We start from the raw sequence: 22357 nt of genomic DNA on the forward strand, positions 1-22357 counted from the left end.
TAAATATCCGCCCACTAATCATTTGATTGAACTACTTTATATAGAACAAGGATATTTATGAGTACCCTAAAAAAACACAATACCGCCATTTTAGGCGCGGCTTTTTTGATGGCCACATCAGCAGTAGGGCCAGGGTTTTTGACCCAAACCGCCACATTCACCGAAAGCCTCATGGCAAGTTTCGGTTTTGTTATCTTAATATCTATTATTATGGACATCGGCGTCCAGCTTAACGTTTGGCGCATCGTTGCTGTCTCTAAAAAACGTGCACAGGAAATCGCCAACTTGGTGTTTCCTGGTGTCGGTTACTTGCTCGCTTTCTTGATTATTGCGGGTGGTCTTGCTTTCAATATTGGTAATATTGGCGGGGCGGGGCTTGGTATGCAGTCCATGTTCAATATATCACCCATCACAGGTGCACTGATTAGTGGTGTGATTGCAGTCGCTATATTTTTGGGCCGAGAAACGGGGCCTATGATGGATAAATTTGCTCAGTTAATGGGCTTTATCCTGATTGTGTTGATTATTTATGTGGTCTTTAAGTCTGATCCGCCACTAGCCGAAGCTGTCAGCAAAACCATCATGCCGGACAAGATTGATGCCGTCGCTATCGTGACGCTAGTAGGTGGTACAGTTGGGGGTTATATTACTTTCTCAGGTGCGCATCGCTTATTAGAAGCTGGTGTCAGCGGAGAAGAGAACTTAAGCTCAGTAACTAGAAGCTCTGTCTCTGGTATTTTGATTGCCTCTGTGATTCGCGTATTTTTATTCCTTGCAGTATTAGGCGTGGTATCTCAAGGATTTTCACTAGACCCAGCCAACCCAGCCATGTCGCCTTTTGAGTATATTTTAGGAAACGCAGGTAAAGTTATTTTTGGTATGGTGATTTGGGCTGCTTCTGTGACCTCGGTGATTGGTGCTGCTTATACCTCTGTGTCTTTTATGACCAACTTCCATCCATTTATTGAAAAGCATAAACGTTACTTCATTATTGGTTTCATTGTGATCTCAACAATGGTGTTTGCGACTATCGGTAAGCCAGCCCAAATACTGGTATTGGTTGGCACACTAAATGGTTTGGTGTTGCCTATCGCCATGGTCATTATCCTGATTGCCGCCTACAGAAAAAATATCGTTGGTAATTATAAGCATCCTATTTGGATTGCGGTATTTGGTTGGTTAATCGCCATCGTTATGAGTATCCTAAGTGTCATGACCATTGCTGAATATCTTGGTCTCAGTTAAACATTAATTTAAGGAGTTTATGATGGATATAGAGCAAATAGCACGTGTGGTCAAACTGGTTGAAAGCAGTCAGTTGCATGAAGTCACGATTGCAGACAATGAGCAATCTATCAAGGTGGTTAACAGTCTAGGTGTGCAGAGTAATGTAAGCGCTAATCCTATAGACGCGATGACTACTAATGAGCCTGAACAGCAGGGTAGTGATGTCTTACAAGTATGTGCCACTTACGTAGGGCAGGTCTACTTAAGTGAAGACGATGCAACAGACAACTTGGTAAAAGAAGGTGACCACATTCAAAAAGGTCAAACCGTTTGTTTCATTGATGAATTGACCCGTTTGCAGCCAGTGATTAGTAATAAAGAAGGTGTTGTCACAGCAGTTTTGGTTGAAAATGGCCAGAACGTTGAATACGGACAGCCCATCTTAGACCTATCGGGCGCTCCTATTTAGACAGGTAGGTATTTAATATTCGTATAGGTGGGTATAGGTGGGTATAGGTGGTATTACCTAAGGCGGTTTCGATAGCTGACATTGATTTTTTATTGACCTATGACGTCATGCTGTCTCTTTTTTACATTGACCTGACTATAGCCTTTAAACTGGAGTTTTGACTCTGTTAGTTAGCCTACTGTTGCAAAGAGAATTTAAGCTATAACTATTTTGGTAGCAAAAACAGCCTTTGTTAAGCGAGCTTGGATCACCGAAAAACTAAGAAAGGCCACTCGAAGGTGGCCTTTCTGCTGCTGCAATGAATCAATTACTGAGCATTGCGTTTGATAAACGCGAGCAACGGATCAATCACATTGTTGTTGGCATCATCGTCAGCGGAAAGTATATCGTTATGTGCGTAGCCTTCACTCATATATACTTCAAAGCCGCCTTCTGACCCACCATAAGTTGGAAATGCGCTTAAATCTGCCGCGCCAGACAACATTCTTGGCGTCCCATTACACGTCATTGTGACACAAGGCGCGATTGCATTGGCAAAGCTACGCCAGATCCCAGATACAGGCGTCAGACCATTGGTGCCACCAAAACCAATCACCGGCACATCAATCTTACGGGCTTGAGTTTGATTGACAATATCTGATCGACCCCGTCCACCTTGGGCTATTGGTAATGATAATTCACTGGTATCCAGCCCCAAATTTGCACCACCTGCCGCCGCGTTGTTAGCAAGTAGCAAACCAGTGCTAGGATAATACCAATCACTGTAGTTAGTACCACCGACAAAGAACGATGGTGCAATGCGCTTCAGATTGGTTGGCTCTGCCTCAACACCCCAAATCAAAGACTGATTCGATAGCATGGTCGGCGCAGGCCCATTGTCAACAAAGACTGAACTTGGCAAGGGTTGATCATTATCTAACCATGTGAACACGCCATCAGCATTTGAATTGCCAATGCTACCCATTGATAGTTGAATGAATGCTGGTGTGAGGATATTATCATCATCCTGAAAAGTACCCACAGCAGCGCCAGCAGTCACTGGCACAGGACGATCGACAAGGCCTTCTACCTGCTGATAGACGCTATTTGTTTTGCCATTGCGATCTGCACCGAAACCTTGTTGTAGTATATTCTGGGTGCCATTAATCGTATCCTCAAATACCATTTGCATACCCAGTACTTCAGTCGATGCCACTAGCCGCGGACTTAGGCCTGGTAAAGCAATATATGAGCTTATTCGACCTGCTTGCGCTGCTGCGTAAAGTCCACCATCAGCGGCAGCTTCCACAGAATCTAACTGAGCATCAGAAGGAGGCTCACCTGCTAGCGCGCCACCTGAACCTTCCAGTAGTACCAGTCCTCGCAGCTTAGCGTAACCGGGCTCTTCAGCACCCATACCACTAACATTAAAATCAGTCGCCGCATAACGTGCTACAAATCCCGTACCAGCAGAATGACCTGCTAAAAAGACGTTGCCATTACGCGCCGCTGCTCGTGCCAATTTGACCACCACATTAATATCTTGTGAATGAACTTGAGGCGTCCAATTCACCATAAAAGGAACGTCACTCTGCTCATAAAATTCAGCACGACGATTCAACTCAGGACTCAGATCTAGATCCAGCTCACCACCAAAAAGAGAGTCTAAAGCGATCTTAACATCTCTATTTTTTTCAGCAATATCCAGACCAGCTGTGTCCTCAAGTAATGTAGAGCGACGATCAAAACCCCATACCTCGACTGTCATTCCAGCAGCCTTCGCCTTTATCATAAGGTTTTCAGCCAGTCGGAAATAATTGTGCGCTGAGCCTAGTGTGCCGGGTATGGCAACTAGAATAGCGTCGGGCTGTTGATTGTCTTGATCAGCGAGTGCGTAACGCGTATAACGTGCTTGGTTGAGATCAGCGTTTGCACCTAAATGAGTGATGAGTTTGGGATTAGTGACGACTACGCCTGCTGTACCAGGGGTTTGTGCTGCTTTAGCAGGACTCGATACAGTCGTGGTCGATACACACATATCATTTACTTGGATAGCATTAAGTACCGAGGAACAAGGCTCAATTACCGAAGGTGTGCTAGTAATATTATTGTCATCATCAGAAAAACATCCTGTCAACGCAATGCTAGCTGCAAAAATAGTAGCCGCATGAACGGCCATCGAAAGCTTATTCAGTCGCATTTAAATCTCCATTTCCGGACAAACCGGCAACATTTCCGTATGTAGGATTTTTTATATCACATAATTATTACATTGTGTTAAATTTAAGTAATAAATAAAAAATAACAGGTATAAAGCACGCTAAATCATAACTCACTGAATATTAAGTAATTTTACTCTTAAGACAATAAATCCATTCGCGCTAATTTTACAGCTGATGCTTGCTATCAAGTTTTATAAACAAACAATGACGTTTTAGTTATGCGCTCTGACGATGATAATCAAACTACATTTTTCTTTACGATTTATAGCTTAAACTTTTTTAAATTCTATTTCCATGGCGCGCACAGCCCTGCGGATGGTGATCGACCAAAGCAGTACTTTGCTTATTCTCACTTATATAGTCAGAGCACTTTTAAACCGCTACGGTGTTATCCGTGCTAGATGTACTCAGTGTACTATCCTATCTGCGGTCAGTCGCCTTGTAGCGATTCTAAAATTCCTTGACTATAGAATAATACGCCATAAAAAAGACAGCCTAGGCTGCCTTTTTTATGGCGAGTAATTTATTAGCGTAAGGCGAGGCGATATTGCTATCTCAAACTGAGTGGGATTAGCGAATATTTCAACAGTATTGAGCAAAAAACCATTTGCCACTTGACCTGCCGCATCCTCAGCCTATGTTTTGTCTGAAGTAATAGCAGCTAAATATAGCTCACGCATTCAGGTATCAAAGAGGCGTACATTTAAATCAAAGGTGTGCTGATTTATTTTCATAGATAACATCCATGTAGGTTCGAATGATATCCAACAAAAATCATCTTATAAAAACTGCTCGAATATACCATCAATATATCTGTCTACCGCTTCTGTATCATTACTTACCTGCGCATAAGTCCTCAAACCGATGAGTTGAATTTGGAAGTAGCGCGCCAGTTCGTTTGGATCTTTATCACTGCTTATTTCACAGTTATCGATGGCTTGCTCAAAGGCTTTAACAAAAGAGGTCTCCACACGTTCTAAAATGCTTGTCGCATAAGCCAGTAACTCTGGGCTGTCGTTTTGTGTGAGCTCCGCGATGGTTTTGACCACCATGCACATGCCGCTGGGTGCAGTGCCTTTGCTACAGACAGTCACACTTCGGACAAACCGCTTGAGGCCAGCTAGGACGGTTTTTTCTTGCGCAATGCCATTGGTAAGATTGACCGCCCCTTGCTCAGCATAACGGTTTAAGGCTTCTTTAAACAAATTGTCCTTGTTACCAAAAGCGGCATAAAGACTGCCAGGGCGCATGTCCATGACCTCCTGTAAGTTTCTCATGGAGGTGGCGTGGTAGCCTTTTTCCCAATAAAGATTTTTGGCTTTTTCGATTACGTCATCACGATTAAACTTCGCTTGTTCACTCATCATGTTCACCTTAAAAGCTATTGTTTTATAAAACTGCCATCTTAAATTCTGGAAAATTAAGTCACACTAGTCTTATTGGTAGAGTTAATCTCAAACTACAAAAGCATAACCATTATAACGTGTTACTAGGATAACTTTTGCTTGCTTGCTTGCTTGCTTGCTGTGCCTACGCCGACAGAGGCGACAAAAAATTATCCTAGCAGCACTGTATTGGTGCTAACCAGTTACTCCGGTTTTAGTGCCAACACTTTATCGATATCTGTCGCACTGTGACGGTTTTCCAGTTGTTCCCATGCTTCGCCCCACGTGCGGTTGACGATACGACCACGTTGTACTGCGGGACGCGCTAAGATAGCTTTTGCCCAACGCTGCACATGGGTGTAATCATCGACTTGCAAAAAGTCTTTTGCCTCATACTGATTGCCCAACACCAAGTTGCCATACCAAGGCCAAGTAGCAATATCGGCGATGCTATACTCATCACCGGCAATAAATTCATTTTTTGCCAATTGCTTATCAAGCACGTCCAACTGGCGCTTGGTTTCCATGGTAAAGCGATTGATGGCATATTCAAATTTTTCGGGTGCATAAGCATAAAAATGCCCGAAACCGCCGCCCAAATACGGGGCAGAACCATGTAACCAAAATAGCCAGTTAAAGACTTGGGTGCGTTTGCTGCCTGCTTTAGGTAGTAATGTATAAAACTTTTCCGCAAGGTAAAGCAAAATAGATGCCGATTCAAATACCATTTCAGTCTCTGAGACAGAGCGATCAACGAACGCTGGGATTTTTGAGTTGGGGTTGATATCGACAAAGCCTGATGAAAACTGATCGCCGTCGCCAATATTAATCATATGGGCGTCGTATTCTGCATCTTTGCCCAGTGCTAATAGCTCCTCTAGCATGATAGTGACTTTCTGACCGTTAGGCGTGCCCATCGAATACAGCTGCAAATCATGCTTGCCGACTGGTAATTCTTTCTCATGGGTAGCACCTGAAACGGGGCGATTCACACTGGCCCATTTACCGCCACTCTCTGCATCATGCGTCCAGATTTTGGGAGGTACGTATTGGTTTTCCATTTTTATTATTCCTGTTTTTATATTCGAGGTTATTTGATGTCTTTGGCAAAGTTTTGTGGATATAAGGCGCGTGCAGCTACGTCATCAAAATCTGATTTAAACTCAATGTCTTTGGCGATATTGCGAGCTTTATCAACCGCAGGACGAGTGTTTATACTAGCAAACCAACGTTTGAGATTCGGGTAATTGTCTAACCCTGCTTCGCCCAATACAAAGGCGGCCTTATCAACCCAGCCCCAAGCAGAGATATCCGCAATAGAGTAGGTGTCTCCAACCAAGTAGTCACGGCCTTCCATGTGCTTATCTAGCACTTCGTAATGACGCTCTGCTTCACGAAGGTAACGATTGATCGCATAAGGGTTTTTTTCAGGTGCTTTATGTCTGAAGTGCACTGATTGACCAGAAAATGGACCTAGGCCTGTCGCGACAAACATTAGCCATGACAGCATCTCGCCTCGGTCTTCTGGCTTTCCAGCAAGCTTGCCTGTTTTTTCAGCCAAGTACATCAAAATAGCTGTCGAATCAAAAACTCGGTGGCCATCGTTCTCGATAGCGGGCGCTTTACCGTTTGGGTTAATCGCGCGATACTCAGGCGTGTGTTGCTCACCTTTTAAAGTATCTACCGGCATCAGCTCGTAAGCGAGGCCTGTCTCCATAAGATACAAAGCCACTTTCATTGGATTAGGCGTTTGGTGAAAATAAAATTTAATCATAATACTATCCTTAAAGGGTGAAAAGAATTTAGATGTCCGTCGTGTAGCTACAATAAACATAAATGAACGACCGTTCAAGTGTATTTTGACCAATTATTTGTTTTATTAAGGTCAACTGTCGCGATAATTTTTATTAGACAGACTTTTGTGGTCGTAATAATAAGGCGAGTCCAATCGCGACAAAGGCGGCAATGCCAGACATCATATAACTGATACTAAAGTCGCCAGTAAGCTCTGCGAGATAACCTGCTGCCACTGGTCCGAGCGCCTGCCCACCCGAAAAAGCAAAAGTCAGCGCTGCAAGAGCACTTGCTGCCGCGGCAGGTCCGAAATAATCGCCAGCAGAAGCTGCCATAATGACAGGCACGCTCCAGACCACCAAGCCAAACAGAATGATGGACATATACAGTCCTAAAGTCCAATCGGTCAATCCGACCAGCAGATAAGCGATGGCCAGAAAGAAAAAAGCCAGAGCGAGCCCAAGACGTCTGCCAATGTGGTCAGAAATCCAGCCAAAGAGCATACCTGAAAAGACACTAAGCAGCCCAATCCATGCCCAGATACCACCTGCAGTCGCTTCGCTCAGTTGATATGAGCCAACCATGCTAGTCACGATAAAAGTCACGTAAACCATATAAGTGGCGCCATAAATAGCAAATATAATGCCCAAATGCACAAGCAGCTTGATATTGCTACGCTCTAGTTTTTTCTTATTCTTTACAGGCAAGGTTGGGGTGCGCCCAAAGGGACTTTGATTGACATCGTTTGGGTGATTGCGAATCAAAGTGAAAGTAAGGCAAGCCACCACAACATTGATAACCGCAAAAATTAACCAGCCTGTCTGCCAAGACAGTAGTGTGGAAACAGGCAGGAGTTTTGGGACAACAAAGCCAGACAAAATAATGCCAAACCCAGGACCAGCCATGACCAGTCCTAAAGCGAGACCACGGTGCGAAGGAAAAAACCAATGCGACATGACGCTCATCATCGGCAAAACCACGCCGCCGCTACCAATACCAGTGAGCACATACAGTGTGCATAGTAGAGGGAAGCTTGTGGTAAAAGCCATACCAAGCATGGAGGCAGCAATTAAGAGAAGGCTGGCCGTCCCAGTAGCTCGAGTACCAAATCGAGGTAGGATGAGCGGGCTTAAAATAACGGCGACGAGATAGCCTATCAGGTTAGTAAACCCCAATATGCCGCTTTGAGTGTAGTTTAATTCCAAAGAAGCCGACATAGATGGCAACAGCATTCCAAAGGCAAATCGTCCTAAGCCAAGTCCGCAAAACATTGCCACAGCGCCTGTGGCAGCTACTATCCAAGCATAGTGTAATCCACCTAGTCTAAGGGGAGGCGTGCGACCTTGGTCTTCTTGTTGAATGATCCCATCATGCATTGTGATTCTCCGATAAGTGGAGAAGAGCACGTTTTGCGATCACAGTGCTCATGTTAGATAGATCGAATAAAGCGGTTATCTGGCTTAAAGTATTACCCATTTTACACACATCCTTTTGTGTTTAGGTCTCGTAGAATTTTCAAGCAATTGCGGCATGATCTTGATATAAGCAGCTTTTGATGCTTCCTTAGCGACTGATATCAGTTAGATCTATCTGATCATCATCATGCACAATACAAACGAGTATAACTTTGCCTGAACGTTCGTTCAATAGGGTTTTACATAAGAAGCTAAATACTTCATGAATGACATAAAAAAATGCCAGAACACTTGAGGGATTGGCATTTTGATTACTGCTTCTACGGTACAGTCTTCATACGGATGTCTTTCTACTATTACAGTAGTATTTTTCTTTGATATATAGATCTCTCAGTTGCTTATTCGCGTTCAAATTTTCAAGGCAACCGTAAGTATTAATAGATCAATGGTTGAGCATTAAAGTTTTTAATCATTTCCTGCTTATACATTCATCCCAATATGGCGGTGTACCATAATAGTCTGCCATAAAATCAATAAAACACCTGATTTTGTGAGGTAGCAGTTTTCTATGGGCATAGATGGCATATAATCCGATAGGGGTCGGTTCATATTCAGGTAGCACTATGACTAGCTTGCCAGCATTTAATGCTTTGCTAGCAATAAAAGTCGGTTGTAATACCAATCCAGCGCCTTCAATGGCTGCCTCTACCAATACGTCGCCATTGTTACTCCGAAAAACACTACTTTCCTTGAGTTGTTTGGCTTTTAGGTATTTGAAAACGTGTCCCTTAGTGTCTATATTCATATAGCTATAATGCAAATAGCGATGCGCTTCTAAATCCTCAAGTTGTTTAGGTGTACCGTGAATATTAAGATAGTCGGGCGATGCGCATAAAACCACACGAATAGGTGCGATTTTTTTAGCAATAAGTGATGAGCTTTCAAGCTGTCCAATACGCAGTGCAACATCAAACCCTTCTTCAACAATATCGACTTTTCGGTCGCTTAGCTGTAGATCAACAGTGACTGAAGGGTAGCGTGATTGAAAGTCAGTGACCAATTTTGCCATATGCTTTAAGGCGAACGAGACGGGCGCACTGATTCGTAAGATCCCTTTAGGGAGCTGCTGTAAACCACCCAATTGCGCTTCCATTTCATCAATACTCAATAAAATCTGCTGCGCATGGATAAAATACTGGCTGCCAGCCTCAGTCACGCTTACTTTACGAGTCGTACGATTGAGCAGGCGAGTATGTAGCTGCTCCTCTAGTTTTGCAATATATTTGCTGACCAGTTGTGGTGAGAGCTGTGTCGTAGTTGCCGCCTTACTAAAGCTGCCCTCGTTCACCACCGCTACAAAGGTACGCATCGCATCGATTCTGTCCATATTACTTCCTACTACTAGTTAGTCGTCACAGCAATTATAAATATTTTGTTGTTAATCATTCAATATTATCTATCTTACTCTTTTGATTTATTGATAGTAAAGTGTGTTCATTCCAATAGATCGAATAACTTTAAATAATAAACATGATGGAGTAATCATTAGTGAAAACGTCAATAATACATAAAGCTTTACTATCAAATGCTGGTGCAGCTGCTCTAATACTACGTGTACCAATAGGTTTGATTTTGGCCGCCCATGGTGCGCAAAAGCTATTTGGTTGGTTCGGTGGCAATGGGCTAGCAGGCACTGCGCAATGGCTGAGTAGCATGGGTATGGAGCCTGGTTTGCTAATGGCAATATTGGCAGGCGGCGCTGAGTTCTTTGGTGGTCTTGCCTTAGTCTTGGGCTTACTGACACGACCTGCCGCACTGGTTGCTGCATTTACGATGTTAGTTGCGATCTTCTCTGTACATATCAGTAATGGTTTATTTGCCGCTGATGGGGGTTACGAATACGCCTTAGTCTTGATGGTCGCTTTGCTTGCTTTAGCCGTACAAGGCGGCGGTTCTCTTAGTATGGATAAAGCGTTATCAGAGAAAATAGGGTCGGTTAAATAACGATCGAAGATAAAACCTGCGAAAAATTGTGCTTTTTGAATCTCAATGTTGACACGTACCAGCGCTTTATTTGTCATTGAAATAAAGAGCAATGGGGTAATAGCTAATGGGTAATCAGTCACAGCCAATCAGCCCGTATTGTTTAATAGATAAAAAGGCTATCATAGGGCTCTTTAAATATTTGGGAATCAACGATGAAAAACATTTTTATTATTGGGTTAGCCACTATAGCCCTAGCAGGATGTAGTCTATTAAAGAGTGAGGCTATATCTGCTCCTCAAGTAAAAAATGAAGTGGCGACATCGGGACAGATAGAAACAGTTATCGCTTTGCCTATTCGGCCAGGGAATGTCATGGCTACTAGCGATGGTCGGGTGTTTTCTACCGTGCATCCGAACGACGGCGAACAGGGAGTGCAGCTGTTTGAAGTGACTGGCGCCAACAGTTATCAGCCTTGGCCTTCAAATAAGTTTCAATCACCTAAAGGTCAGTATGGTGAAGCGACCATTGATACGCCACTAGGTATCACCAAAGACAATCAAGGTGGGTTATGGATTGTTGATATGGGTCAGCACATCGGTAAAACTCGTGTTTGGGGCTTTGATATTAAAACCGGTGCATTAATTAGCAAAATCGATATACCTACAGACATCGCACCAAAAAATAGCTTTGTGCAAGATTTAGTGGTTGATAGAAAGAACGGATGGATTTATTTGGCTGATATTCCCAATCCAGCTATTATTGCGATTGATATGAATACCAATGAAATACGTCGTTTTGGCAATCACGTCGCTTTACAACCCGAAGCTGACGCAAAAATGGTAATCAATGGCGTGGATATCATGCTAGGTGGTCAGCCGACAAACAATGGTATCAACCCAATCACGATGTCCGCCGATAATAATACGATTTATTTTGGCGCGATGAATGGTAAGTCTTGGTATAGCTTAGACGCGACCTTATTTAGAGCGAAAGCCAGTGATGAACGAATCGGCAATAGCATTACCCGTGTTGGTGACAAGCCCGTATCTGATGGTGCCACTACAGACAGTCATGGAAACCACTACTTTACCAACTTAAACGATAATGGCTTAGATGTGCTTGATAATAAAGGACAGCTAACCTCGTTGGTACGAGACAGTCGATTTGATTGGCCTGACAATGTGTCTTTAGATGCAAATGGATGGTTATATGTTGCAGTAAATCAATTACACAAAACACCACAGTTCACTGGCACTGTCGATCAAGGTCAGCCACCTTACTATATTTATAGAGTGTGGGTAGGTAACCGCTAATGTAAATACAGGTTGCTTTGTTTAGGGAGTGTCCTCAATCTGAACGAAAGCGACTAAATGGGCTAAATATTGCCAAACTGCATCAAATAGTGCAGATAACATCCCAATATTATCTGCACTATTTTTCTTGCTTGGCTGCAATTTATCTCATTTTTATCACCATTTTCAAAATGAAGACACACCCTAGTAAACTAAATCATTTATTTTTGATGATATATCAAAAACTATGCTGCGGAGAGAAAAGAAAGCTATTGCTGATAAGCCAGCTTGCAGAGCAAGGCAAACTGGTGAGTAAAAGCCGACTTTATAATCTATTTGTTATTTCAAAAAATCAGGACTCATAAAGGCAGGGTTTGGATAAGTATAAAATCCTTCGCCAGTCGCAGCACCCAGTTTATTTTGATCGATCAACTGCTCTTTTAGATACTTAGCGGCCTTGAACCTGACTGGGTTTTGAGTCGTTTCAGCGGCTAGTTTAGTGATGTTGTAGGCCGTATTGATACCTATGGTATCCAATATGCCAAATGGCCCTACAGGCGCGCCAGTTACTATCATCCACGTCTTATCAATCGTATGCGGATCGGCAACTTCTTTGGCTAGTAATTGCAGGCCTGCATCTATGAAAGGCGCTAATAAACTGTTCATTATGTAGCCGGGTTGCTCTTTATCCAGCGGTAGTGCCACCATGCCAATGGCGGTAGCAAAAGCAACAACATCATCAAATACTTTAGGATCTGTGCCAGGATGTCCCATGATTTCAGCGACATTATGCATCCAAATTTTATTGGCAAAATGTAGGGCTAAAAACTGAGCAGGTCGTCCCGTTGATTCCGCAAACTGGCTAGGAAGTAAGGTTGAGGTATTGGTGGCAAATATCGTTTTCTCTGGCGCTAGTTTGGCAAGTTTTTCATAGAATTCGATTTTAATTTTAGGGATTTCGGGAATGGCTTCAATCATTAGATCGGCATCTTTGACCGCTTCCGCTAAGTTTGAGGTATAGCTAAGATTGTCAAAGGTCTTGTCCAATTGCTCTTGCGTTGCTCCCAAATCTTTTCGAAAAGCCTTGCTCATCAATGGAAACTTTGACTTTGCTTTTTCTAATATCTCGTCATTGATGTCATAGACACTGACATTAAAGCCATGGAATGCGGCTTGAAAAGCAATTTGATAGCCTAGGATGCCGCTTCCAGCGACCGTTACACTTTTATACGTCATTGTATTCATTTCCTAAAAGTAGTGGATATAAGTCGCTAGATAAATCTCTAAAACTTATAGACCTATTATTAAGTCAATTTACTTTATTATTCAACCTTCATTTCTATAAAAATATTAGGGTCGGTCCTCAATTAGTTGACCATTACATCTTGGTGATGGTTGAGTTTATTTATGATAAGTAATTCTTTCCGGTAATATTTGATAATAATCAAATTTAGCAGGTGCTACACTTAGATAGCTCTTTACTATGAACTGGAGAAACTCATTGCGCGCTATTCCTTATAAATCTATTGTTAGCGCACTATTACTCATAGCTGTCGCAGGTTTTTTAGTGTTTCGCTGGTGGCAAGGACCGCTGTTGCCAAGCTATCAAGTATCTTCTATGCCTCTGGTACAGACGGTAGTAGCGACTGGACGTATCGTTGCAGTCTCACGTACTGAGATTGGTAGTGAAGTGGCTGGTGTGGTATTAGAACGACTGGTACAGGAAGGTCAGCAAGTAGCAGCTGGTGATTTATTGCTAGTTCTTAGTGCCGATGAAATTACTGCTCAAGTGCGTCAAGCAGAAGCAGAACTGGCAGAGCTGGTCAGTAGTAATCGTCCACAGGCAGCAGTGGATTTGGCCAATGCCGAAGTTGCATTGGCGCAAGCTAGCCGTAATGTCGAGCGGAGGCGTGAGCTAGCAGCCATCTCGGCCATTTCTGATGAAGAAATGGAGCAGGCAATCCAAGTACAAAAACAAGCCCGTAATGACCTTGAAAACGCCCGCCTCAAAGCAAAGGCATTATCCACTGGTGGTGTAGAGGAGGACTTATTACGTGCCCGTATCGCAGCATTGCAGGCGCAGCTCAACAAGACGCAAGTACGTAGCAAAGTATCCGGCACTATCTTGACTCGTAATGTTGAAATAGGGGAGTTAGTACAGCCGGGTCAGAGCTTATTCACTATCGCTCTCGATGGTAATACTGAGATACGAGTACCGCTTGATGAGCGTAATTTATCTAGCCTAGAAGTTGAGCAACAAGCGGTCGCTATTGCTGATGCTTATCCTGATAAGCCATTCCCAGTGCATATCAGCTTTATTGCGCCAAGCATAGATCCACAGCGTGGTACGGTAGAAGTGAGATTGGCCGTCGATCCTATACCTGATTTTTTGCGTCAAGATATGACGGTATCAGTAAATATCGAAACGGATAGACGTGCAAAAGCGGTGGTGGTTCCTAATGATGCGTTAGCCAATGTTAAAAAAGACAATGCTGACGTTTTGCTATTACGCAATGGTCAAGTACAACGCCAGCAAGTGAGATTAGGATTGCGTGGGTTGTCAGCATCAGAGGTGCTCTCAGGTTTAAGCGCAGGCGATGAGATCTTGGTTGATGCCACTGCCTCACTAGCTGATGGCGCACGAGTTAGAACCATTCAGCAAGCAGCCCCTTTTGCTAATACTGATGCTGACAAGATAACGACGGCAAATGATAAGAGCCAATCAGTGGAGACAGTAAATTGACGGCTTTTTTCGGTAGATTTTGGATTGATGCAAACATTGCCATCAGTTTTTTGCGCGAGGGACGAATACAGTCACTGATGATTACGTTAGGAGTGGCAATAGGTGTTGCGGTTATTATATTTATTACCGCATTGATTCAAGGATTGCAGACCAACCTTATTGATAGCACCCTTGGTAGTCAGGCACATATTCGCTTAGTATCGCCAGATGAAGTCAACCTAATAGCGCCGCCTGTTGATGATACGCTACAACTGATACAAGAGGACAAGCGTCCGCAGCGCCTGCGTTCAATCAATAATTGGCAGCAAATCACTGATACTTTAGATCAGCTGCCTCTCTTAACAGCAGTGTCACCAAACGTATCTGGGCCTGGTTTCGTACGGCGTGGTGAGGCATTAGAGTCAGTGATACTAGTCGGTACTGATCTGGAGCGCTATCAAAAAATCATACCACTCAGTGAGTATTTAATCAGTGGCGAGCTACGAGTGAGCGCAGATAATGTATTGATTGGCAGTGAGTTGGCTAAAAACTTGGGTGTAGAAGTCGGTAGCAAACTGCGCTTAGATAGCGGTCAAGACGATGATGATAGTAGTTTCGATAATAATCTCAATAACAACAGCGCTGTAGTCAATATCGCTGGTATATTCGAGCTTGGCGTACGAGAGCTCGATGCACGCTACGTTTATCTAGACCTAAAACAAGCGCAGTCCTTACTAAACTTGCCGGGTGGTATCACCGTTATTGATCTGACCGTTGAAGACATTTTTGAAGCGGAGGAGATCGCTGCGCAAGTTGGACGTTTGACCTCGCTGCAAGCAGAAAGCTGGATAAAGACCAATGCCCAACTGCTGAGCGGTCTCACTGCTCAAAGCCTATCTAGCAATATGATCGTAGGTTTTGTAGCGATCTCAGTGGCTTTTGGCATTGCCAGTGTGTTGTCGGTCAGTGTGGTTCAGCGTACGCGAGAGATTGGTATCCTACGAGCAATGGGCGCGACCCGACAGCAAATTTTGCGAATATTCTTGATTCAAGGGGCTGTATTTGGTTTGTTAGGCTCGATTGTCGGTAGTGGCGTAAGCTATGTATTGGTATGGTCTTTTAATACTTTTGGACCCAATATATTTACGATTCCAATATCGATAAACTTGATCTTAGTGACTATGTCGTTAGCAACGCTAACCGGTGTGATAGCCGCTGCTATTCCAGCGCGGCGAGCAGCGGCACTTGATCCCGTGGTGGCTATTCGCTATGTCTAATACTGATTCCACAGACACTCTTAACAGCCGTTCTACTAATTTTTCTAATAAGACGTCAACCCTTATGTCCAGACAATCTCACGAAGTCTTGCGTTTAGAGGCGCTCAAAAAGTCTTATAACATCGGTCAACCTAATGAGATTGAGGTGCTTCACGGTATTGACTTAACTATTGGTACTGATGATTTTGCAGCCCTGATTGGTCCTTCAGGCTCAGGTAAAAGTACTTTGTTGAATGTGCTAGGGTTATTGGATCAGCCAACTAGCGGTGAGCTGTATCTGTTGGGTCAAGCAACCAGTGCTATGAATGATGCTGGTCGCACCGCTTTACGCGGCAGTAGTATTGGCTTCGTGTTTCAGTTTCATCATTTAATTCAAGCTTTCAGTGCCTTAGATAATATCTTGATGCCTCTAACGTTAACACAGGGTCGTCCAGATAAGTTCGCTATTCAAAAAGCGCGCGAGCTGCTAGCAGCGGTTGGTCTAGAGCGCTTTGCTGACAGCAAACCTAACGAGCTCTCAGGTGGACAGCAACAGCGTATCGCCATTGCTAGAGCACTTATAACTGAGCCTGCATTATTATTAGCCGATGAGCCTACGGGTAATCTGGATACCGTTACGGCCGGAGAAGTGTTCGAGCTATTCCGAAAAGTCCATCAGGAACGTGATTGTGCAGTATTGCTGGTTACTCATGATCCGCGCTTGTCAGCATCCTGTGATCGAACGATTAATTTGGTTGATGGTCGTATTGATAGTGATACGCTGAATAATTAAAAAATGTAGGGTCTGTTCCACATTTGAATGTTCAAGAGACCCTAATATTAGCGGCGTGCTTGATTAGATAAGTAACCGCTCATCATTACAATTATTAATAAGAAAATTCAACCAATTTTATCCTACCATCATAGAGGAAGTTTTTATGAAACTACAATACGCAAATCTCCCAAGTTAATGTCTATAGATTTGAAAGCATAGGTCAATGTTATCGAAGATTATTATGATAGATTATTAGCATTGATAAGCGATGATTAATAAAGCTGCTAATATTCTGCCAAAACTAACTCAACAGCACACCGCATAAACCGACAACAGCTATAACACGTTGAATAATCAAGCTGTCTTGCAGATGAGTGTTTAGATAGGTAGCAACACCTTTGCCGACAGTATATAGACTTAGCATGGCAACAATCATACCGATAAAGAAGCCAGCAGTACTACTGTTGGCAGGAACTTCAATGGCATGTGCCGCACCATGGAGCATAGCGAGTGCACCAAAGCCAACGATGGCTAAATTATGCCATGTGTTTACTGATGCCTCGTCGCTTTGATTCGGTGCATGGTTAAAGTAGCGGCTCATAAGTGCTAGGGTTAATAATACGATAGACAGTAGGATACCGAATTCAATAAACGTGCTGTTAAGGCTCACACTTAAACTCAACGCAAACCCTGCTACCAAACCAATGCCTAATGAGGCAAAGCCTTTTTTGAAGCTGTGCATTTGGGTAAATAGCAAGCCCATGCCCAGCGCTAGCATCAGATGGTCGAACCCAGTCAAAGGGTGCAATATACCAGACAATATTGAAAGGCTAAATGAGCCATCTGCTGCCATCAAGCCATGCCCAGGGTGAGCAAATGCGAGTGTTGGTAGTAATGATAGCAATACTAAGCCACTCATTATGTTCGTTTTTTGGAAGATATTTTTGCGTGTCATCGTTTTGGCTGTGTCTGTTGTCATGATAAATCCTTAATAAATAAACAAATCAATATAAAAGCTGACTGATAATCCGCTGATCCTTTAGCGGTTTGTAGAGCACTTATTGATGCCATCACCTAATGCATTCTACGCCACACTTAACATGCCTTTATCCAAGATAAAAGCAACAATGTCATCAAGACCTTCGCCTGTTTTCATGTTGCTGAATACCACAGGCTTATCACCGCGCATTTTTTTGGCATCATGTGCCATCACCTCAAGTGAGGCGCCTACGTAAGGGGCAAGGTCGGTTTTATTGATAATGAGCAAGTCCGATTTCATGATACCAGGCCCGCCTTTACGAGGGATTTTATCGCCTGCTGATACGTCAATGACATATAGCGTCAAGTCGGACAATTCAGGGCTAAAAGTTGCTGCCAAATTATCACCACCAGATTCAATAATAATAAGCTCAAGACCTGCAAACTGCTGCTGTAATTCGGCGATGGCAGATAGGTTAATCGAGGCATCTTCACGGATGGCAGTATGCGGGCAGCCACCCGTTTCGACACCACGAATGCGCTCGGCTGGCATGGCCTCATGACGCGTTAAAAATTCAGAATCTTCTTTGGTATAAATATCATTGGTCACTACTGCCATGTTGACGTCATCGCGCAGGCGTTGACACAATCTCAGCGTCAATGCCGTTTTTCCTGAGCCTACAGGGCCACCAATACCTAAGCGTAATGGCGATAATGTCGTGTCTGAATGTTTGTTTTCGACTTTGGGTGTCAGTGCCATAAATAAATGTCCTCAATAAGTGTTTGGGTTATCAGCGATTAAGAGCGAAATAAGCGGCTATATTGCCTTTCATGCTGGCAAGACAGGAGCGCTAAATTTGGTAAGTTAGCTGATATTTGTAGCTGTTGATAAAGTAGATTTAGCTTTGATATCGCTATGTCAGAGCTATCTGCCATTAACGGCAGCCTTTGAGCGTACAAAAAGCTTTGCTTGACGCGAGCAGCCAGTGGCTGTACTTGTTGGCTTAATAGCTGTTGCAGCTGCCAAATGATTCGCTGTCCTGCCATTTGTCCAAGTGGTACGGTTTTGACCGCAGCCAGCACCATATTTTCGATTTGACCAAAGGCGTAGGTGGTCATGGCTTGTACAGGGTTAAATTGCCAGTGCGAGCTGATATGGGCAAACAGTGGCAAAAACCCATGAGCGAGTAAGCTATCAGGCACATTGAGCTCAAGGACATTATCAAGCCATGCGGATAAAGACAATGCCAATTGACTTGACTCATAGACGAATTCTTTGGTTTCGCGGCTAGCGTGGTAATCTGCACCTAAAGCATCAGCAAGTGCGACGTCCTCAATCATAAGGGCTTCAATCATGAGCGCTAGTAGCGGTAGCTCATAACGACATAATGCCAGCTCCAGATAATCACTCATAAATGCTAAGCAACTGCTTTCATCATGAATAAGCCCTGACTCAATAGCAGGTTCTATGCCTTGCGAGTAGGTATAACTGCCAATAGGTAAGTTGCTTGACGCCAGCATGAGCAAACGTCCGGTCACATCTGCATGATTCAGATCATTCATACCTTGTGCGGTACTGGCGGGATGCTGGGAGTGCGTGGCATGATTAGTCATGAGAGTTGCCGTGGGTGTGTGAATGGTCGTGATCGTGATGACTATGACCATGAGAGTGAGAATGTCTGCCTTGATTGCCTTTATAAGCACCTGTTTCTGGCTCAAACGGCGCTTGTACGGCTTGGGTATGTAGGCCAAGTTGATGTAACATCGCTTCTAAAACATGGTCAGGCTCAAAGTAGAGGGCAGTAGGGGTCAGCATTAAAGGCACATGGCGGTTGCCTAAATGGTAAGCGCCTTTCATAAGGTCAAAATCATTATCGGCAGTCACTTCGATTAAAGCTTGCTTGGCAGCCATAATCTGTATCAAATTGCCTTGATGGTCTGCTAGCACACTGCCATTCTTAATGGTTTCCGTACGTGGCAAATCAACACCAATGGATTCTTGGTGCTGAGTTTCTGCTTTAAAACGGCTACGCTGACGGGTGTCGAAATCTAAATATAAAAAGTTTTCTGCCTGTTTTTGCCTATCAATAATCGTTTGTTGTTCAGCGTTAAGCGCTGATTTGTCGAGACGTTGCGTATAAATGTTCATAATTATGTTTATAGTCCGTTAAAGTAGATGATTCACAGCTGATGGGGGATTATCAGCACGGCAATAAAAAGCAGCTAGAATAAAAAGCAGCTAGAATAAAAAGTAGCGCTGTGCCATCGGTAGATAGTCGGCAGGCTCACAGGTCAGCAGCTCACCATCGGCATACACTTCATAGGTCTCTGGGTTGACCTCCATCTGAGGACAGTAGCTGTTAAACTTCATGTCTTGTTTGCGTACCTGACGAATGTTGTGTACCGCTTTAATGACCTTCTCTAACCCTAATTGCCTATCAACACCCTTATCAATAGACGCACTTGACATAAAGGTGATGCAAGTCTGCGCTACTGTTTTGGGAAAGCTGCCAAACATGCTGCGATAGTGCACAGGCTGCGGGGTAGAGATAGAAGCATTGGGGTCACCCATAGGTGCCGCTGCAATCAAACCGCCTTTTATAATTAAATCAGGCTTAACACCAAAAAATGCAGGCGACCACAACACTAAATCTGCCCATTTTCCCAACTCAAGTGATCCCACTTCATCACTAATGCCATGGGTAATAGCGGGATTGATAGTGTACTTTGCGAGGTAGCGTTTGATACGAAAGTTGTCATTGCCGCTATCAGAATCAATAGGACTTAGCATGATATTGTCTAAGGACTGCTCGGTTTTAGCTGATTGATCAGGAGCAAGGTGACCACGCTGGGCTTTCATTTTATCAGCCGTTTGCCATGTGCGAATAATGACTTCTCCCACGCGTCCCATCGCTTGCGAATCACTACTCATCATGGAGATGGCACCCATATCTTGTAAAATATCTTCGGCGGCAATGGTTTCTTTACGAATACGGCTTTCTGCAAAAGCAACATCTTCAGCAATGGCTGGGCTTAAGTGGTGACAAACCATGAGCATGTCGAGATGCTCGTCAATGGTATTAATGGTGAAAGGGCGCGTCGGGTTGGTTGATGAGGGTAAGACGTTGGTTTCGCCAATAGCTTTTAAGATATCTGGAGCATGACCACCGCCAGCGCCTTCGGTATGGAAGGTGTGAATACAACGGTCTTTAAACGCGCCTAGAGTGCTATCTAAATAGCCGCTTTCATTTAACGTATCAGTATGAATAGCCACTTGCACATCATATTCTTCAGCCACGCTAAGGCAGTTATCAATGGCTTTGGGCGTGGAGCCCCAGTCTTCATGAAGTTTAAGCCCGATAGCACCCGCTTCAATCTGCTCTACAATGGGGGCATGTAAACTAACATTGCCTTTACCTAAGAATCCGATATTCATCGGAATAGCATCAGTGGCTTTTAGCATGCTGTGAATATGATAGGCACCAGGCGTACAAGTAGTGGCAAGAGTACCTTCAGCAGGTCCCGTACCACCGCCTAACATCGTGGTTACACCAGACATCAATGCCGTCTCACACTGCTGCGGTGCAATGAAGTGAATATGACTATCGATGCCGCCAGCAGTCAAGATTTTACCTTCTCCTGCGATGATTTCGGTAGCCGCGCCAATAGGTAACGTCACGTTAGGCTGAATATCAGGATTGCCAGCTTTACCGATGCCACTAATGCGGCCCTCTTTGATAGCGATATCGGCCTTATAGATACCGCTATAGTCCACAATCAGAGCATTGGTAATAATAGTATCGGCAACTTGCTCACCTATTAGCTGTGACTGACCCATGCCATCGCGGATAACCTTACCGCCGCCAAATTTAACCTCTTCACCAATGCTAACACTATCAATATCAGGCTGGTGATCAATATGACTGGTCAAATCATACTCAACCTCAAGCCATAAATTTGTATCGGCCAAGCGTACTTTATCCCCTGTGGTAGGGCCAAAATGTTCGGCATAAATACGTCGGTCAATGCGTTTTTTCGAGGTGTCTTGAGAGGTTTTAGGGTCTACAACGCCCATGACTTTGCCGGAAAAACCATAGATATGCTGTCTACCTGAGATGGCAACCAGCTCCACTTCGCGCGCTTGTCCCGGCTCAAAACGTACAGCAGTGCCAGATAGGATATTGAGTCGATAGCCAAGCGTAGACTCTCGATCAAAGCTCAGTGCTGCATTGACTTCATAGAAGTGATAATGAGAACCGATCTGAATAGGGCGGTCGCCGGTATTGATTACTGCTATGGTTTGAACGCAGCGACCAGCATTCAATGCCATATCGCCTGCTTTAATCTTATATTCGCCTACTTTCATCGTCATTTTTATTATCCTTAATCGTCTTACGGCAATGGCTCTAGTTCAATATCGTTGTATACGACTTTATAGCAAGCAAGCTATACGATGGGGTTATGTACCGTCACCAGCTTAGTGCCATCGGGGAAAGTGGCTTCAACTTGGACATCATGTATCATCTCTGCAATGCCTTCCATGACGTCATCGGCAGAGAGATAAGTGGCTCCTTCACTCATCAGTTGCGCCACGGTTTTGCCATCACGCGCGCCTTCCATTAGTAACATGCTAATGTAAGCGATAGACTCAGGATAATTGAGCTTTACACCGCGGTTTTTACGACGTTCCGCTACCATACCGGCTGTAAATAGTAAAAGTTTATCTTTTTCGGTAGGATTTAATTGCATAAAGCTTCCTTAATAATTATTGTGCTTTAAAGGCTATGATTCGTCTTTAATCTTTATAAAGTAAATGTGCCAAGTTAAATGTACTAAGTAGAGTCATTCTGGTTTCAT

Annotated in this window: 20 protein-coding genes; 7 read left to right on the top strand and 13 right to left on the bottom strand. The window is 43.8% G+C overall.

The features are described 5' to 3' along the window. The first annotated feature begins 57 nt into the window (after positions 1-57). A complete protein-coding gene (locus AAEY72_RS00095) occupies positions 58-1245 on the top strand; it encodes an NRAMP family divalent metal transporter (protein WP_352308938.1) in 1188 nt (395 codons plus the stop codon). Between the two features lie 19 nt (positions 1246-1264). Then, positions 1265-1696, top strand: coding sequence for an acetyl-CoA carboxylase biotin carboxyl carrier protein (locus tag AAEY72_RS00100; RefSeq protein WP_352308939.1), 432 nt, complete (start codon positions 1265-1267; stop codon positions 1694-1696). Between the two features lie 307 nt (positions 1697-2003). On the opposite strand, the gene AAEY72_RS00105 is transcribed toward AAEY72_RS00100, so the two are convergent. The 6 genes from AAEY72_RS00105 to AAEY72_RS00130 form a co-directional block, all read right to left on the bottom strand. Further along, positions 2004-3875: a hypothetical protein gene (locus AAEY72_RS00105; RefSeq protein WP_352308941.1), complete on the bottom strand. Its 1872-nt coding sequence runs from the start codon at positions 3873-3875 to the stop codon at positions 2004-2006. Positions 3876-4676: 801 nt separating this feature from the next. Beyond that, positions 4677-5261: a TetR/AcrR family transcriptional regulator gene (locus AAEY72_RS00110; protein ID WP_352308942.1), complete on the bottom strand. Its 585-nt coding sequence runs from the start codon at positions 5259-5261 to the stop codon at positions 4677-4679. 224 nt (positions 5262-5485) lie between these two features. Continuing rightward, positions 5486-6343: a glutathione-dependent disulfide-bond oxidoreductase gene (gene yghU / locus AAEY72_RS00115; protein ID WP_352308943.1), complete on the bottom strand. Its 858-nt coding sequence runs from the start codon at positions 6341-6343 to the stop codon at positions 5486-5488. 29 nt (positions 6344-6372) lie between these two features. After that, the gene (locus tag AAEY72_RS00120) at positions 6373-7056 is read right to left on the bottom strand and encodes a glutathione S-transferase family protein (RefSeq protein ID WP_352308944.1); all 684 of its coding nucleotides are present in this window, start codon (positions 7054-7056) and stop codon (positions 6373-6375) included. A gap of 133 nt (positions 7057-7189) precedes the next feature. Continuing rightward, on the bottom strand, positions 7190-8452 hold the full coding sequence (locus AAEY72_RS00125; protein ID WP_189582302.1) for an MFS transporter: 1263 nt from the start codon (positions 8450-8452) through the stop codon (positions 7190-7192). Positions 8453-8960: 508 nt separating this feature from the next. After that, complete coding sequence (locus AAEY72_RS00130) at positions 8961-9878, bottom strand: LysR family transcriptional regulator (protein WP_352308945.1); 918 nt, start codon at positions 9876-9878, stop codon at positions 8961-8963. 161 nt (positions 9879-10039) lie between these two features. Here AAEY72_RS00130 and AAEY72_RS00135 point away from each other — a divergent pair, with 161 nt between their 5' ends. Together AAEY72_RS00135 and AAEY72_RS00140 are read left to right on the top strand one after the other, a co-directional pair. Next, complete coding sequence (locus AAEY72_RS00135) at positions 10040-10495, top strand: DoxX family protein (RefSeq protein ID WP_352308946.1); 456 nt, start codon at positions 10040-10042, stop codon at positions 10493-10495. Positions 10496-10689: 194 nt separating this feature from the next. Beyond that, the gene (locus AAEY72_RS00140) at positions 10690-11790 is read left to right on the top strand and encodes an L-dopachrome tautomerase-related protein (protein WP_352308947.1); all 1101 of its coding nucleotides are present in this window, start codon (positions 10690-10692) and stop codon (positions 11788-11790) included. 318 nt (positions 11791-12108) lie between these two features. Here the strand turns inward: AAEY72_RS00140 and AAEY72_RS00145 are convergent, their stop codons facing one another. Then, positions 12109-13005 carry a 3-hydroxyacyl-CoA dehydrogenase gene (locus AAEY72_RS00145; protein ID WP_352308948.1) on the bottom strand — a complete coding sequence of 299 codons (897 nt, stop codon included), beginning with the start codon at positions 13003-13005 and terminating at the stop codon, positions 12109-12111. Positions 13006-13270: 265 nt separating this feature from the next. Between AAEY72_RS00145 and AAEY72_RS00150 the strand changes: the two genes are divergently transcribed. The 3 genes from AAEY72_RS00150 (at position 13271) to AAEY72_RS00160 (ending at position 16540) form a co-directional block, all read left to right on the top strand. Beyond that, on the top strand, positions 13271-14512 hold the full coding sequence (locus tag AAEY72_RS00150; protein WP_352309371.1) for an efflux RND transporter periplasmic adaptor subunit: 1242 nt from the start codon (positions 13271-13273) through the stop codon (positions 14510-14512). Next, positions 14509-15768, top strand: a complete 1260-nt coding sequence (locus AAEY72_RS00155; protein WP_352308949.1) for an ABC transporter permease — start codon at positions 14509-14511, stop codon at positions 15766-15768. Before AAEY72_RS00150 ends, AAEY72_RS00155 begins: the two co-directional genes overlap by 4 nt. Positions 15769-15832: 64 nt before the next feature. Further along, a complete protein-coding gene (locus AAEY72_RS00160) occupies positions 15833-16540 on the top strand; it encodes an ABC transporter ATP-binding protein (protein ID WP_189582290.1) in 708 nt (235 codons plus the stop codon). 283 nt (positions 16541-16823) lie between these two features. Here the strand turns inward: AAEY72_RS00160 and AAEY72_RS00165 are convergent, their stop codons facing one another. From AAEY72_RS00165 to ureA, 6 genes are all read right to left on the bottom strand, one after another. Then, positions 16824-17501 carry a HupE/UreJ family protein gene (locus AAEY72_RS00165; protein ID WP_352308950.1) on the bottom strand — a complete coding sequence of 226 codons (678 nt, stop codon included), beginning with the start codon at positions 17499-17501 and terminating at the stop codon, positions 16824-16826. 105 nt (positions 17502-17606) lie between these two features. Next, positions 17607-18260 (bottom strand): urease accessory protein UreG, encoded by a 654-nt coding sequence (gene ureG / locus AAEY72_RS00170; protein ID WP_352308951.1) that lies wholly within the window; start codon positions 18258-18260, stop codon positions 17607-17609. Between the two features lie 38 nt (positions 18261-18298). Continuing rightward, positions 18299-19114 carry an urease accessory protein UreF gene (locus AAEY72_RS00175; protein ID WP_352308952.1) on the bottom strand — a complete coding sequence of 272 codons (816 nt, stop codon included), beginning with the start codon at positions 19112-19114 and terminating at the stop codon, positions 18299-18301. Beyond that, complete coding sequence (gene ureE / locus AAEY72_RS00180; RefSeq protein WP_352308953.1) at positions 19107-19649, bottom strand: urease accessory protein UreE; 543 nt, start codon at positions 19647-19649, stop codon at positions 19107-19109. Before ureE ends, AAEY72_RS00175 begins: the two co-directional genes overlap by 8 nt. A gap of 90 nt (positions 19650-19739) precedes the next feature. After that, positions 19740-21872, bottom strand: coding sequence for an urease subunit alpha (gene ureC, locus AAEY72_RS00185; protein WP_352308954.1), 2133 nt, complete (start codon positions 21870-21872; stop codon positions 19740-19742). Between the two features lie 74 nt (positions 21873-21946). Further along, positions 21947-22249: an urease subunit gamma gene (ureA, locus tag AAEY72_RS00190; RefSeq protein ID WP_010200554.1), complete on the bottom strand. Its 303-nt coding sequence runs from the start codon at positions 22247-22249 to the stop codon at positions 21947-21949. Positions 22250-22357: the final 108 nt, after the last annotated feature.

It is taken from the genome of Psychrobacter sp. W2-37-MNA-CIBAN-0211 (genome assembly GCF_040309405.1).
In the GTDB taxonomy this organism is placed as follows: Bacteria; Pseudomonadota; Gammaproteobacteria; order Pseudomonadales; family Moraxellaceae; genus Psychrobacter; species Psychrobacter glaciei.

What these genes read in the sequence shown, in the direction of transcription:
- AAEY72_RS00095 (WP_352308938.1), top strand. Translation starts at nt 58, where the DNA reads ATGAGTACCCTAAAAAAACACAATACCGCCATTTTAGGCGCGGCTTTT.
- AAEY72_RS00100 (WP_352308939.1), top strand. Translation starts at nt 1,265, where the DNA reads ATGATGGATATAGAGCAAATAGCACGTGTGGTCAAACTGGTTGAAAGC.
- AAEY72_RS00105 (WP_352308941.1), bottom strand. Translation starts at nt 3,875, where the DNA reads ATGCGACTGAATAAGCTTTCGATGGCCGTTCATGCGGCTACTATTTTT.
- AAEY72_RS00110 (WP_352308942.1), bottom strand. Translation starts at nt 5,261, where the DNA reads ATGAGTGAACAAGCGAAGTTTAATCGTGATGACGTAATCGAAAAAGCC.
- yghU (WP_352308943.1), bottom strand. Translation starts at nt 6,343, where the DNA reads ATGGAAAACCAATACGTACCTCCCAAAATCTGGACGCATGATGCAGAG.
- AAEY72_RS00120 (WP_352308944.1), bottom strand. Translation starts at nt 7,056, where the DNA reads ATGATTAAATTTTATTTTCACCAAACGCCTAATCCAATGAAAGTGGCT.
- AAEY72_RS00125 (WP_189582302.1), bottom strand. Translation starts at nt 8,452, where the DNA reads ATGCATGATGGGATCATTCAACAAGAAGACCAAGGTCGCACGCCTCCC.
- AAEY72_RS00130 (WP_352308945.1), bottom strand. Translation starts at nt 9,878, where the DNA reads ATGGACAGAATCGATGCGATGCGTACCTTTGTAGCGGTGGTGAACGAG.
- AAEY72_RS00140 (WP_352308947.1), top strand. Translation starts at nt 10,690, where the DNA reads ATGAAAAACATTTTTATTATTGGGTTAGCCACTATAGCCCTAGCAGGA.
- AAEY72_RS00145 (WP_352308948.1), bottom strand. Translation starts at nt 13,005, where the DNA reads ATGACGTATAAAAGTGTAACGGTCGCTGGAAGCGGCATCCTAGGCTAT.
- AAEY72_RS00160 (WP_189582290.1), top strand. Translation starts at nt 15,833, where the DNA reads ATGTCCAGACAATCTCACGAAGTCTTGCGTTTAGAGGCGCTCAAAAAG.
- AAEY72_RS00165 (WP_352308950.1), bottom strand. Translation starts at nt 17,501, where the DNA reads ATGACAACAGACACAGCCAAAACGATGACACGCAAAAATATCTTCCAA.
- ureG (WP_352308951.1), bottom strand. Translation starts at nt 18,260, where the DNA reads ATGGCACTGACACCCAAAGTCGAAAACAAACATTCAGACACGACATTA.
- AAEY72_RS00175 (WP_352308952.1), bottom strand. Translation starts at nt 19,114, where the DNA reads ATGACTAATCATGCCACGCACTCCCAGCATCCCGCCAGTACCGCACAA.
- ureE (WP_352308953.1), bottom strand. Translation starts at nt 19,649, where the DNA reads ATGAACATTTATACGCAACGTCTCGACAAATCAGCGCTTAACGCTGAA.
- ureC (WP_352308954.1), bottom strand. Translation starts at nt 21,872, where the DNA reads ATGACGATGAAAGTAGGCGAATATAAGATTAAAGCAGGCGATATGGCA.
- ureA (WP_010200554.1), bottom strand. Translation starts at nt 22,249, where the DNA reads ATGCAATTAAATCCTACCGAAAAAGATAAACTTTTACTATTTACAGCC.